Origin of the sequence: Micromonospora sp. DT44, assembly GCF_049841635.1 — a bacterium.
GTDB lineage: Bacteria > Actinomycetota > Actinomycetes > Mycobacteriales > Micromonosporaceae > Micromonospora.
The window spans coordinates 58,327-71,517 of record NZ_JBNCKS010000030.1 but is presented as its reverse complement, the minus strand read 5'-3'; the positions used below and the strand labels follow the sequence as shown (position 1 = coordinate 71,517).

The 13,191-nt window shown below is 73.1% G+C and carries 13 protein-coding genes; 5 read left to right on the top strand and 8 right to left on the bottom strand.

The genetic code is table 11. From position 1 onward, the window contains the following. Positions 1 to 49 precede the first annotated feature (49 nt). The 4 genes from ACLQ25_RS18570 to ACLQ25_RS18555 all read left to right on the top strand — a co-directional run bounded on the left by ACLQ25_RS18570 (position 50) and on the right by ACLQ25_RS18555 (position 1,803). Complete coding sequence (locus ACLQ25_RS18570; RefSeq protein WP_425732094.1) at positions 50 to 385, top strand: hypothetical protein; 336 nt, start codon at positions 50 to 52, stop codon at positions 383 to 385. Positions 386 to 517: 132 nt separating this feature from the next. After that, positions 518 to 919, top strand: a complete 402-nt coding sequence (locus ACLQ25_RS18565; RefSeq protein WP_425732093.1) for a hypothetical protein — start codon at positions 518 to 520, stop codon at positions 917 to 919. 20 nt (positions 920 to 939) lie between these two features. Next, a complete protein-coding gene (locus ACLQ25_RS18560; RefSeq protein WP_425732092.1) occupies positions 940 to 1,404 on the top strand; it encodes a hypothetical protein in 465 nt (154 codons plus the stop codon). A 150-nt stretch (positions 1,405 to 1,554) separates the two neighbouring features. Continuing rightward, complete coding sequence (locus ACLQ25_RS18555; protein ID WP_425732118.1) at positions 1,555 to 1,803, top strand: hypothetical protein; 249 nt, start codon at positions 1,555 to 1,557, stop codon at positions 1,801 to 1,803. Positions 1,804 to 1,910: 107 nt separating this feature from the next. Here the strand turns inward: ACLQ25_RS18555 and ACLQ25_RS18550 are convergent, their stop codons facing one another. After that, entirely contained in the window at positions 1,911 to 4,373 is a 2,463-nt protein-coding gene (locus ACLQ25_RS18550; RefSeq protein WP_425732091.1) for an ATP-binding protein, read from the bottom strand. Between the two features lie 243 nt (positions 4,374 to 4,616). Between ACLQ25_RS18550 and ACLQ25_RS18545 the strand changes: the two genes are divergently transcribed. After that, the gene (locus tag ACLQ25_RS18545) at positions 4,617 to 5,897 is read left to right on the top strand and encodes a hypothetical protein (RefSeq protein WP_425732090.1); all 1,281 of its coding nucleotides are present in this window, start codon (positions 4,617 to 4,619) and stop codon (positions 5,895 to 5,897) included. An 84-nt stretch (positions 5,898 to 5,981) separates the two neighbouring features. On the opposite strand, the gene ACLQ25_RS18540 is transcribed toward ACLQ25_RS18545, so the two are convergent. The 7 genes from ACLQ25_RS18540 to mihF form a co-directional block, all read right to left on the bottom strand. Next, positions 5,982 to 6,965 (bottom strand): AAA family ATPase, encoded by a 984-nt coding sequence (locus tag ACLQ25_RS18540; protein WP_425732089.1) that lies wholly within the window; start codon positions 6,963 to 6,965, stop codon positions 5,982 to 5,984. Positions 6,966 to 7,111: 146 nt separating this feature from the next. Then, a complete protein-coding gene (locus tag ACLQ25_RS18535; protein ID WP_425732088.1) occupies positions 7,112 to 9,325 on the bottom strand; it encodes a primosomal protein N' in 2,214 nt (737 codons plus the stop codon). A 59-nt stretch (positions 9,326 to 9,384) separates the two neighbouring features. Then, entirely contained in the window at positions 9,385 to 10,578 is a 1,194-nt protein-coding gene (gene metK, locus ACLQ25_RS18530; RefSeq protein ID WP_355053087.1) for a methionine adenosyltransferase, read from the bottom strand. Positions 10,579 to 10,664: 86 nt separating this feature from the next. Then, positions 10,665 to 11,873: a bifunctional phosphopantothenoylcysteine decarboxylase/phosphopantothenate--cysteine ligase CoaBC gene (gene coaBC, locus ACLQ25_RS18525; protein WP_425732087.1), complete on the bottom strand. Its 1,209-nt coding sequence runs from the start codon at positions 11,871 to 11,873 to the stop codon at positions 10,665 to 10,667. Between the two features lie 14 nt (positions 11,874 to 11,887). Next, positions 11,888 to 12,151, bottom strand: a complete 264-nt coding sequence (rpoZ, locus tag ACLQ25_RS18520; protein ID WP_074318577.1) for a DNA-directed RNA polymerase subunit omega — start codon at positions 12,149 to 12,151, stop codon at positions 11,888 to 11,890. A gap of 64 nt (positions 12,152 to 12,215) precedes the next feature. After that, positions 12,216 to 12,749: a guanylate kinase gene (locus tag ACLQ25_RS18515; protein WP_425732086.1), complete on the bottom strand. Its 534-nt coding sequence runs from the start codon at positions 12,747 to 12,749 to the stop codon at positions 12,216 to 12,218. 25 nt (positions 12,750 to 12,774) lie between these two features. Further along, positions 12,775 to 13,092: an integration host factor, actinobacterial type gene (mihF, locus tag ACLQ25_RS18510; RefSeq protein ID WP_007458370.1), complete on the bottom strand. Its 318-nt coding sequence runs from the start codon at positions 13,090 to 13,092 to the stop codon at positions 12,775 to 12,777. Positions 13,093 to 13,191 lie beyond the last annotated feature (99 nt).

The window sequence follows — 13,191 nt, the reverse complement described above, 5'->3', positions numbered from 1 at the left end:
TGGGTCATCTGACTCGGGCGCAGGAGTTCCGGGCCAACGGGGGTCGGGGATGATCTCCACTCAGGTTTCCGTCCCTGACCGGGGGCCGGTCGCGGACCGCCCGCGTCGGCACGGCCAGGCCCCGCCGCACACGCCGTTGCGGCCGCACTGGGCGTGCCGCGCTGACGGGCAGCCGTGGCCGTGTGCGACGGCGCGGCTCATGCTCAAGGCAGAGTACGAAAACAAGATGCCGAGCCTGTCGATCTACCTGGCCGGGCTGCTCTACGAGGCGATGCGCGACCTGTACCACCTCAACCCGCACGACGGCCCGAGCCCGCGCGCCCTGTACGACCGGTTCGTGGGCTGGGGCCCGTTCCGCAAACCGGTCATCGAGGCTCCGCGTTGAAACGCCTCCCACCACGGCGGGAGAGAGGGCCGCCCTGGTGCCGCCGACCGAGTCTCCCGGATTCATCAACGCACCAGTGCTGAACCACCGAACAGCCACGACCAACCCCCGCTCGTGTCATGAGGAGACGCAATGACCCCCGTTCCGCTTAAGCGACGGATCGCCACCGCGTTCGCCACGCTCGCCCTGCTCGTCGCGGCCAGTGCCGCCTGCCCGCAGTCGGCCGTCGCCGCCCCCCTCGTGGAGCCTGGCTCCACCGTGGCGGGAATGCTGTACTACGGCACAACCCTCACGCTCTCCGGCTCTGGCGTCACGAACGGTTGGAGCAAGGGCAGCATCAACATCCACGGTTACCTCTACCAGCCCAACGGGAGCAAGGACCGGGAATACCACAACTCCTGCTCGAACAGCACTTACTGCACCCTGCCGACATGGTCCTTCTGCCCCGGCCTTCCCGGGGTGTGGCGGTACGTCGTCACCGGCAACGGACCCGGCGGCAGCGATACTGACCAGGCCGTCGCCACGGTGCTGTAGCAACTAGTCAGGAGTAGAGCATGACGAAGCGGCTACCCCGGGTGGAGTTCCCCGTATGGGATCTGAGCGAGCATCCCTCCCTGTCGCCGTTGGATTTCGCGATCGTGGAAGGTGACAACGGCACAACGGCCGTCGGACTCTCCCGGGGTGCCGCCCTCGGCGCTGGCGAGGGGGTCATGATCTGGTCCTTCGCGCCAAGCGTCACCCAGCGGTTTCCGCTCTGGCCCCTGCAACACGCCGCAATGGCCTTCGTCGCACCGTTGGCGGCCGCCGCCGGGATCACGCACCGGCAGGCCGTCGAGCGCATCACACACTGCCTCGAAGACGCCGAACCGGCGACGCTCGACGTTGACGGGCAGGAAGTCCCGGCGACTGCTTGCAGCCTCTACGCGGACTGGCGGGTAGCGGCCTCTACTGCTGCCAGCGTCCCTGTGGCCGTCGCGTCTAGTGGGCGCGACCTCCCAACTATCTTGCACGCCGCGTAACTAACCCTACCGTCACGACCGCCCGCCCTGGGACGTCCTCTCCCCCGTGGGGGATGACCCGGGGCGGGCCTCCTTCTGCCCTGAACACCTCGCGCACCGCTGTCCGACTCGCTGTGTGACCGCATCACAGAGCGCCGAGGAGGCTCCCGAATGCTGATGTCCGCTGGCGCCACGCTGATAGAGCGACTGTCCGAGGCGACCACCGTCGACCACCCATTCTCCGACGAGCCGGGCCTGACCATCGATCAGCATGAAGCCGTCGCGAAGCTGCTCGTCAACCTGAGCGAGGCCGCGTCCGTGCTCGCCGTCGACCGGCGCGGGTCCGCCCGCCTCGCCGGTCTGCTGGACGCAGCCGCTCGTACGTCGGGTACGGATCGACGCGTCCCGGCGGCGACATGAGCAGCGTGAGCGCCTCGGTAGCCTCCATGGCCGGCCTCCCCGTCGATGCGTGGAAGGCTCCATCATCCCGGTGCCACCGCCGGTGGGCAGCCCCTGCCCGGTATCCGTCAGCCCCGGGCGGTCGCCAGCAGGGCACGGACCCGCTCGGCGTCGGGATGGCCGAGGTCGTCGAGGATGCGCAGGGCACGCCGCCAGGTCCGCACCGCGCCGACGGTGTCCCCCGCCGCCTGCCGGCTCTCGCCGCGCCGGGACAGGGTGTCCGCCTCGTCGTACCGGTCGCTGATCCGCCGGTAGAGCCGGAGCGCACGCCCGTAACAGCGGATCGCCTCGGCGTGGTCGCCCAGGCGGGCGTGGATGAAGCCGAGGCTGTCCCAGGTGTTCGCCTCACCGTGCCGGTCACCGGTGCGGCGCAGCAACGTCAGCGCCTGCCCGCAGTGCGTGAGCGCCGGGGCGTACTGCCCGAGCTGGGCGTGCGCCCAGCCGACCGCGTTGCGGGCGCTCGCCTCCCCGGCGAGGTGGCCGGCGTCGCGGTACAGCGCCAGCGCCCGCTGCCCGTGCTCCAGCGCCTCGGCATGCCGGCCGAGGCCGTCGAGCATCGCCCCGAACGCCCGGTGCGTGCGCGCCTGCCCGGTGTGGTCACCCAACGCCCCGAAGATCGCCAGGGCGTGCCGGTAGTTGGTCGCCGCCTCGTCCACCCGACCCAGCCGGGACAGCACTCGGGCGAGGTCCCGGTGGGCGTTCGCCTGCCCGAGTCGGTCGCCCGCCCGGCGGGCCCCGGCCAGGGCGGTCCGCTGGGCGGCGGCGAGGTCCGGCCACCGCCCCCGGCGTTGCAGGAAGTCCACCAGCGTCCACGCCAGCTGCCAGGCATGGCCGTCGAACCCGACGTGCCGGGCGTGCGCGACCGCCGCCAGCAGCACCGGGTACTCGGTGGTGAACCAGGCGAGCGCCCGCCCGTGGTCGACGATCTCCTCGGGCAGCACACCGGGGGCGACCGGGGCCAGGGTGACCGGATCCCGGCCCGGTTGCAGCAGCAGCGCGGCCGCGTGAGCGGTGTGCAGGTAGTGGTCCAGTCCACGCCGGATCGCGGCCCGTCGGGCGGCGGCCGGCTCGAACCGTTCGGCCTGCTGGACGGCGTACGCCCGGAGCAGGTCGTGCGCGCCGAACCGCCCGGGGGCGTGCTCGGTGACGAGGTGCGCGTGGGCCAGCTCCGCCAGCAGTCGGGGCGCCTGCTCCCGGGGCACCCCGGCCAGGCTGGCCGCCGCCGCCACGCCGATGTCCGGGCCCGGATGGCAGCCGAACAGCCGGAACAGCCGTGCGGCCGGGGGCGTCAGGCTCCGGTAGGACCAGGAGAACACGGCCTGCACGTCGGTGCCGGCATCACCGGCGTCGAACGACTCCAACGGGCGGGGCGCCTCGCGCAGCTCGGCCGCGAGGCTGGCCAGGGGGAACCCCGGATTTGCCGCGCCCCGCGCGGCGAGTACCGCCAACGCCAGCGGCAACCGCGCGCACCGCTCGATGATCTCGTCCACCGCCCCTGGCTCGAGGGTCAGCCGGTCCGCGCCGAGCCGGCGGGCCAGCAGCTGCCACGCCTCGGCGGCGCTGAGCAGCTCCACGCCCACCGGCCGGGCGCCCTCGGCGGCGACCAGACCGGCCAGGCGGTTGCGGCTGGTGACCAGGACCAGGCAGGTCGGGCTGCCGGCCAGCATCGGCCGGACCTGCTCGGCGTCGCGGGCGTTGTCCAGCAGCACCAGCATCCGACGGCCGGCGAGCAGGCTGCGGTACAGACCCACCTGCGCGCTCAGATGGGTGGGGATCCGTTCGGGCGGCACCGCGAGGGCCTCGAGGAACCCCCGGACCGCCTCGACCGGCGTCACCACCGTGCCGGTGGAGTCGAATCCCCGCAGGTCGACGTAGAGCTGACCGTCCGGAAAGCGGTCGGCGACCCGATGCGCCCAGTGCACCGCCAGAGTGGTCTTGCCGACCCCGGCCGTACCGGACAGGGTCACCACCCCGGCGGGCGCCGGGCCGCCGTCATCGGCGGCGTCCGGGCTGGCCCAGGCCGCGTCGAGCTCCGCGAGCTGGGCGGTACGTCCGACGAATCCGGGCAGCGCCGGGGGTAGTTGACGGGGTACGGGGAGGCGGTTCGACGTCGCGGCGACCCGTGCGCCGCCACCCTGGGGGCGCGCCGCCCGTACGTCGGTCGCGTGGTCACCGGTCGGGCGTCGGCGTCGCTCCTCGATCCGGTCCCGCGCGGTGGCCAGCACGCCCTGCTCGGTGGGGCTCGCGCCGAGCAACCGGATGAGCGCGTCGAACCGCTCCGGCGGGGGCAGGACGTTGCCGGCGAAGTACTCCCCGATGATGCCGCGTGACCAGCCGGTCTTCGCCGCCAACTGCCGGTATGTCAGCCGGGTCTCGCCCTGCTGCCGTGCTTCGCGGCGGCGCAGTTGGCGCAGCAGACCGGCCAGATCCGGCAGGGTCTGCGCCGCGACGGCGCGGCGTGCCACGTCGCACGCCCCGGGCGACTCCTGCGCCCCGGCACGAACGCCGGGAGGAATCCACTGGTCGGACATGCGGCCCCCACCCCCTCCCGGTCACCCGGCGCCCCGGATGCCGACACGGGCAGGCTAGACGCGGCTACCAGCGGTGAGATAGGAGATGGCCGATGTCTGACAGTTCACATCGGACCTTTCGCCGTCCGATGGTGTCCGACCGTGTCCAATCCCGTCCAGGATCGCCGTCCGGATCGGACGTCGCGTGCCACCGTCCCTGGTGCGGGCCCGGCCCGCGCCACGAACCCTGGGGAAGGGGTACAGATGATCCGTCCACACCCGAACACCCGACGGTCCGCGTCGATGCTGCGTCGCATCGCCGTGGCCGCCTGCGGCCTCACGCTGCTCGTCACGGGCGTGACCGCCACGTCGGCCACCGCCGCGCCGAAGGGCAAGGCCACCACCACCGGATCGTTCGTCGACAGCACCGCAGTGCCGGGCGGCTTCGCCTCCTGGTCGGAGCTGCTCCAGTTGCAGCAGCGGATGAACACCGCCGCCGCCCAGATCACCAACGCCGCGCAGCGCAGCGCGAACTCCGGCTTCGCCGGAATCGTCGCCGATCCCGCCACCCGTCATCTCCAGGTCTACTGGAAGGGCGAGCCGCCGGCCCGACTGGTGGCCAATGCCCGGGCCACCGTCGCGACGACGGTGCTGCCCGCCGCGTACTCGCAGCGGGAGCTGATGGTCGCGGCCGACAAGCTGCGCGCCACGGCCGGCGACAAGATCACCACGGTGGGGCCGCGCGCCGACGGCGCGGGCCTGCTGGTCGGTACGCAGAGCGGGCTACTCGGAGCGACGGCTCTCGCCGGCGTGCCGGTGACCGTCCAGACCGGCGTCGCCGCCGCTCCCGCCACCCGGTGGGACGACTCGCCGCCCTGGTGGGGTGGCGCTGCGTGGCGCAACACCTCCACCGGTGGCGGCTGCTCGACCGGCTTCGGCGTCTGGCAGGGCGGGGTGTCGCGCGTGCTCTCCGCCGCGCACTGCGCCAACCTCAACGTCGTCGCGGCCGACCCGACCGGGCAGACCATCGGCACCGTCACCAGCCGCAACGTCAGCAGCGACACCCTGCTCATCGCGGGCTCCGGGGGCGGCCGGGTCTTCAACAACAGCACGGACGCGGCCGGCGCGGTGGTCAGCGAGTTCAGCAACCAGGTGATCGGCGCGCAGGCCAGCCAGGTCGGCAACTGGGTGTGCACGTCCGGCGCGTACTCCGGCACCCGGTGCTCGATCCAGGTGAAGGCCCGCAACCTGTGCATCAACGTGCGCAACTTCGGCACGGTCTGCGGTCAGGTGCAGGCGGAGAACACCGCCCACACCAACGCGGTCGGCCAGGGTGACAGCGGCGGCCCGGTGGAGATCGTGAACGCGGCGAACACCCTCCAGGTCTGGGCGACCGGCACCAACACGGCCATCGACGACACCAACACGTCGACGGCGTGTACGGGCTACGTTCCGACCGGGCGGGTGTGTGCCTGGCGGTTCTACTACGAGGACATCTTCTCCGGCATGGCCGGCGTGGGCGCCTCGGGAGTCGTCCTGGGCTGACGCCTCCGCACGGCCATCGTCCAACCCGACACCCGGGCCGGCGCGCATCCCGCGCGCCGGTCCGGCGTCGCGCTGGGGCTCCGACTAGGCGCCGACGCCCGTGTCCGCGGCGAGCACGGCGTCGCCGCGGAGCAGCGCCGGCTCCGGCAACGGCAGGTGGATCTTGTGGGCGGCCTCCCAGTCGTAGACCAGGCCCGGCCGCACCTGAGCGGCGAAGTAGTCCACGGCGCTCATCCCGCCGACCACTGGCTCGTCGACCTCGGCGACCAGCTGGGCCGGCACCAGGGAGAAGCCGTTCTGCAGGGCGGCGCTGAGACGCCGGTGACCGTCGACGACGAAGAAGTACTCCCCCGTGAAGCCGATCTTGAGCGGCTCCAACGACTCGTCGCCGGCCTCGGCCACGTCGCCGACGAACTCGCTGTCCCAGAGGCCACGCAGGGTGGCGATGTCCTCGGTCGGGTAGACCCGCGCCGGATCCAGTAGCAGCAGCGGCGTGCCGTCGCGCAGCACCTCGGCGCCGAGCGTGCCCTCGTACGCGGCGACGATGTGCTCGACCACCTCGGCGGCGGAAGCCCGGGTGGTGTCACAGATCAGGTCGTAGTTGCGCAACCGCGCCTTGTCCACCCCGTAGCGGAGGATGAACCGGCTGCGTTCGCTGGCGCTGCGCTCGCGGAGCTTGGCCTTGGCCTCCTCGTGCGAGGCGTAGCTCTCCGCCGGGCCGGACGGGCGGGCCAGCACCCGGCGGGCCGCCTCACCCGGCTCGGTGATCATGTGCACCTTGAGCGCGTCGGTGAAGAAGTGCCAGGCCAGCCGCGAATCCATGACGAGGTGTTCGCCGGAGGCGGCGATGTCGCGCTGGAGCTGGTCGACGTACCCGTCGACGGCCTGGTCCAGCTCGGCGTGCAGGTTGAGTTGCAGGGCGGTCATCTGCCGCTGCTGTGCCATCTCCCGATAGAGATCACCCACGCTGACCCGGCGCATACCGAGCCGCTTGGCGATCTCCACCGACACCGTGCTCTTGCCGCTGCCGAGGTCGCCGTTGAAGACGATCGATTGTCGAACGGTCACGACTGGTCCACCCCTGATAACCGGCTTCCTGACATCATCGACAGCCCGAGCATGACGGGCGATGCTACCACCTCGTCACCAGCGTTCTGCCGGACGCGGTGTGCGGGCACCGGTCGCCGCGCCCGCCTGCCACCGCCCGCAAACGGTCAGAACAGGCTCAACGGATCGACCTGGAGACGAACCGGCTCGGCGGCCTTGCGGGCGGCGCGCACCCCGGCGGCCGAGTGCAGAGCCTCGGCGAGCGCGGCGGCCCGCGCCCGGGGCACCCGCAGCAGCATCCGTTCGCGCCCTTCCTCGGCCGGCACGGGCCCGAGCACCTCGGCGTCGGCGGGCAGCCGCGCCGCGTCGAGCAGGTCGGCCACCGCCTCGGCCGGGCCGGTGACGCTCGCCATGCGTACGGCCGGTGGGAAGCCCAGCTCGCGGCGCTCGGCCAGCTCCCGACCGGCGAACCAGGCGGCGTCCCAGCGCAGCAACGCCTGCACCGGGGCGAGCGCGCCGTCGGCGACGACCACCACGCGGCCGGCCGGCGCCGGGCGGGCCAGTGCCGCCGCGGCCAGCCAGCGGCGCAGCGCCTCCTCGCCGGCACGCAGGTCGGCCCGGGTCAGCAGGGCCCACGAGTCGAGCAGCAGCACCGCGCCGTAGCCGCCCGCCGCGACCGGTTCGGCACCGGGCGTGGCGACGACCAGGGCGGCCGTGCCGGGCACGTGGGTCAACACCTCCTCGCGCCCCGAGGTCCGCACCGGCACGTCGGGGAACGCCCGGCCCAGTTCCTCGGCGGTACGGCGGGCGCCGGTTACCGCCGCCCGCAGCCGCCGCCCGCCGCACTGGGGACAGGCGTACGCGGCGGCGACCCGGGCGCACCACCGGCAGACGGGGGTGCCGCCGGCCGACGGCAGGGCGAGCGGGCCGGCGCAGTGCGCGCAGCGGGCCGGGGTGCGGCAGTCGGCGCAGGAGACCGAGGGCAGATAGCCGCGGCGGGGCACCTGCACGAGCACCGGCAGGCCCGCCCGGAGCGCGTCGCGGGCGGCCGTCCAGGCCAGGCTGGGCAGCCGGGCGGTGGCCGCACCGGGATCACGGGCGAGCTGCGGATCGTCCCCGGTCGGCGCGATGGCCGGTATCCGCGCCCGCACCGTCGCCCGGTCGGCGACCACCTCGCGGGCCCAGCCGGTCTCCAGCAGCAACTGTGCCTCGGCCGTACGCGCGTACCCCCCGACCAGCGCTGCGGCCTCGCCGAGCCGCGCCCGGGTGAGCAACACATCCCGTGCGTGCGGGTAGGGCGCGCGGGGTTCGGAGTGCAGGTCGTCCCCGTCGTCCCAGACGGCGACGAGACCGAGCCGGCCCACCGGGGCGAACATCGCCGCCCGGGTGCCGATGACCACCGGCACCTGCCCGCGACGGGCGGCGAGGAACGCCCGGTAGCGCCGAGCCGGCCCGAGGGCGGCGGAGAGAGCGACGTGCCGGCCCGGGCCCAGCACGTCGGTCAGCGCCGCGTCGAGACGGTCGAGGTCGCGCGCGTCCGGCACGACGACCACCGCGCCGCGCCCACCGGCGACGGTGGCGGCCACGGCGTCGGCGTAGCGGGCGGCCCAGTCCTCGCCGGGCAGGGCCGACCAGACCGCACGGGCGGGCCGGCCGTCGGTGAGCGCCCGCAACAGCGCCGGCCCGGCCGGATAGTCCCGCCATCCCCTCGGGTCGATCGGCTCCCCCGCTGCGGCGGAACCGCCCGGCACGTCGGACTCCCCGGGCACCGCCGGTCCGCCCGGTACCGCCGAAACGGCGGCACCGGACACGGCGGCACCGGACCCGGCCGCATCACCGGACACGGCCGGACCGCTGGGCACGGCGACATCACCGGACCCGGCCGCATCACCGGACACGGCCGGACCGCTGGGCACGGCGACATCACCGGACACGGCCGCATCGCCGGACACGGTCGGACCGGCGGGCACGGCGACATCACCGAGCACGGCCGGACCGGCGGGCGCGGCTGTCGCGGCGGCCTCGTCGGGTTCGGGAGCCTGGGCTGGCAGGTCTGCGGAGGGCTCCTTCTCGACACGGGCGTGTCGGGGTGGCACGGCGAGGCGGAGGACGTCGGCGAGATTGCCCGCGTACCGGTCGGCGACCGCGCGGGCCAGGCGGGCGACCTCGGGGGTCAGCACCGGCTCGGGCGAGACGACCTTCTCCAGGTAGGCGAGGCGGCCGGTGTGCCCGGAGTCGTCCGCCCGGGACAGCAGCCAACCGTCGACCAACTGCCCCGCGAAACGCACCTTGACCCGGGTTCCGGGCACCGCCACGTCGTCCAGCTCGGCGGGCACGAGGTAGTCGAACGGGCGGTCCAGGTGCGCCAGCGGCACGTCCACGCAGACGCGCGCGACCGGCGACCCCGGTGCGGGTCGCCGGTCGCTAGGCCTGGTGGCGGTCAGGCTCCCGCAGCCGACTTGAGGTCGGCGGCCCGGTCGGTGCTCTCCCAGGTCAGGTCCGGCAGCTCCCGGCCGAAGTGGCCGTACGCGGCGGTCTGCTGGTAGATCGGGCGGAGCAGGTTGAGGTCCCGGATGATCGCGGCCGGGCGCAGGTCGAACACCTCGGCGACGGCGCTCTCGATCGAGGCGACCGGCACGGTCTCGGTGCCGAACGTCTCGATGAAGAGGCTGACCGGGTGCGCCTTGCCGATGGCGTAGGCGACCTGCGCCTCGCACCGCTCGGCGAGGCCGGCGGCGACCACGTTCTTGGCCACCCAGCGCATCGCGTACGCGGCCGACCGGTCCACCTTGGACGGGTCCTTGCCGGAGAACGCGCCGCCGCCGTGCCGGGCGTACCCGCCGTACGTGTCGACGATGATCTTGCGGCCGGTCAGGCCGGCGTCACCCATCGGGCCGCCGATCTCGAACCGGCCGGTCGGGTTGACCAGCAGCCGGTAGCCGTCGGTGTCCAGTCCGAGGCTCTCCAGCTCGGGCGCGATGACGGAGTCACGCACGTCGGGGGTGAGCAGCGACTCCAGCGAGATGTCCGCGGCGTGCTGGCTGGACACCACCACGGTGTTCAGCCGGACCGGGCGCAGCCCCTCGTACTCGATGGTGACCTGGGTCTTGCCGTCCGGGCGCAGGTACGGAATCGTGCCGTCCTTGCGCACCGCGGCGAGCCGACGTGCCAGCCGGTGCGCCAGGGCGATCGGCAGTGGCATCAGCTCCGGCGTCTCGGAGCAGGCGAAGCCGAACATCATGCCCTGGTCGCCGGCGCCCTGCGCGTCCAGCGCGCTCTCCGACGCGCCGGTCCGCAGCTCGAAGGCGTTGTCGACACCCTGCGCGATGTCCTCGGACTGCGCGCCGATCGAGACGCTGACTCCACAGGAAGCGCCGTCGAAACCCTTCTTCGACGAGTCGTAGCCGATGTCGAGGATCGTCCGGCGGACGATGGTCGGGATGTCGGCGTACGCCTTGGTGGTGACCTCGCCGGCGATGTGCACCTGGCCGGTGGTGATCATGGTCTCGACGGCGACCCGGCTGTGCGGGTCCTCGGCGAGCAGCGCGTCGAGGATGCCGTCGCTGATCTGGTCGGCAATCTTGTCCGGGTGGCCTTCCGTGACCGATTCGGACGTGAAGAGGCGGCGTGTCACGGCACTCCTAAGCGTGTGATGTCGTTCCGCGGCAGTCTAGTCACCGCTGCGGCCGGTGTCGGGATAGGTCGCGCCTGTTCCACCCGTCAGGAGCGGTTGGCCAACCGCGCCACGACGAGGTCCCACACGGCGTCGGCCACCGCCTCCTTGGCCTGCTCCGGCAGACGACGCACCGAGCCGTCCGCGCCGATGACCGTCACCGTGTTGGTGTCGGCGCCGAAGACCCGGTCCGGACCGACCTCGTTGACCACGATGAGGTCGGCCCGCTTCCGGGCCAGCTTCGCCCGGCCGTTGGCCTCCGCGTCGCCGGTCTCGGCGGCGAACACCACCAACACCTGCTCCGGTCGCTTGCGCTGGCCGAGCTCCGCCGCGATGTCCGGGTTCGTGACGAGCTCGATGGTGGGAGCGACGCCGTCGTCCGACTTTTTGATTTTGCCAGGCGCGTACGTCGCCGGACGGAAATCGGCCGGAGCCGCCGCCATCACGACCGCGTCGGCCTCGGCGGCGGCCTTCAGGGTCGCCTCGCGCAGCTCGGCGGTCGTGCCGACCCGGACCAGGTCGACCCCCGCGGGGTCGGCGAGGGACACGTTGGCCGCGATAAGGGTGACCCGGGCACCCCGGGCGACGGCCGAGCGCGCGAATGCGTAGCCCTGCTTGCCTGAGGAGCGGTTGCCGAGGAAGCGGACCGGGTCCAGTGGCTCGCGGGTGCCGCCGGCGGTGACCACCAGCCGTCGACCGGTCAGGTCCGCCGGAGCGGAGACACCCCGGGCGAGGACCTGGCGGGCGATCGCGAAGATCTCCGCCGGGTCGGGCAGGCGGCCCTTGCCGGTGTCGGCGCCGGTGAGCCGCCCGACGGCCGGCTCGATGACCCGGACGCCCCGGGAGCGCAGCGTGGCGACGTTGGCGACGGTGGCCGGGTGCTCCCACATCTCGGTGTGCATCGCCGGGGCCAGCACCACCGGGCAGCGGGCGGTCAGCAACGTGTTGGTCAGCAGGTCGTCGGCGAGCCCGTGGGCGGCCTTGGCGAGCAGGTCGGTCGTGGTCGGCGCGACCACCACCAGGTCGGCCTGCTTGCCGAGGCGGACGTGCGGCACCTCGTGCACGTCGGACCAGACGTCGTCGGCGACCGGCTGGCCGGAGAGCGCCGCCCAGGTCGGCGCGCCGACGAATCTCAGCGCCGACGCGGTCGGCACGACACGGACCCGGTGGCCCGACTCGGTGAAGAGTCGCAGCAGCTCACACGCCTTGTAGGCGGCGATGCCGCCGCCGACCCCGAGAACGATCGAGGCGGACATCGACGGGGACGGGCCTACGGCTGGTCGGTCGGCTCGGCGGTGAGCAGACCGCCGTTGATCTCGCGCATGGCGATGGAGAGCGGCTTCTCCTGCGGGGTGGTCTCGACGAGCGGGCCGACGTACTCCAGAAGGCCCTCACCGAGCTGGCTGTAGTAGGCGTTGACCTGGCGCGCGCGCTTGGCGGCGAAGATGACCAGCGCGTACTTCGACGTCGTCTTCTCGAGGAGCTCGTCGATCGGCGGGTTGGTGATGCCTTCGGGGTTGGCGATGGATCCCACGAATTAACCTCTGCGTCTTTCGAGCCGCGCGGACGCGGTGCTGAGTCCCGACGGCGGCCGGCCATCAGCCACGCAGGCGCGACCAGGCCGGATCCGGATGAGTTGAACCGAGTAAGCCTACCAGCTCGTCCGCCACCCGATCGGTGCGGTCGTGCGTGAGGGTGTCCGCGAAGGCGGCCGTGACGGCGGCGTCGGGCCGGCGTCCGGGCGGGATCAGCAGCACCAGACGCGCGTCGGGCAGTCGTTGCCGCACCAGCCGGGCTCCGGCCACGTCGAGCGGAAGCAGGACCGGCTGCCCGGCGTCGAGGCGGGCGCCCAGCGGCGGGTGCAGGGTCCCCCGGCGGTACGCGCCGATCCGGGACCACTCCAGCAGCTCGCCGGCGGCCACCCGGCGCTCGAACTCGGCCGGGGCGAGAAAGACCCGTTGCTCCCCGTCGACCTCCGGCTCCCGGCGCGGCCTGGTCGTTGCCGGCACCGGGATCCACACGGACGGGAAACGCGCCCGGACGAGCTCGACGACACTCTCCCTGCCGGAACCCGAAGGTCCAGCCAGGACAGTGAGCCGAGCCGCCGGGCGCGCCTCGTCATCCGTGCTCACTGCTTGTTTCTACACGCTGCCAGGTTCAGTTGGCGGCGAACTCTCCAAGCAATGCCTTGCGCTGCTGCTCGCCGAGGCCGCGCAGACGACGGCTGTCGGCGATCTTGAGCTTCTCCATGATCTGGGTAGCCCGGATCTTGCCGATGCCCGGCATCGCCTGCAGGACAGCCGAAACCTTGAGCTTGCCGACGACGTCGTCGCTCTCGGCGCGCTCGAGGACCGCGCCAAGGGTGGTCTTGCCCTGCTTGAGCTGCTCCTTCAGCTCGGCACGGGCCTTGCGGATCTCCGCGGCCTTCTCGAGCGCGGCAGCGCGCTGTTCGGGGGTCAGTGACGGGAGCGGCACCAGTTCTCCTCAGGTCCCTATCGCGGCGGGCGGGGCGCACCGCCGCATCTGTGAAACGTGGTGTCGCTGTGAACCAAGGGGTCCATGGTTCCCAGCGCG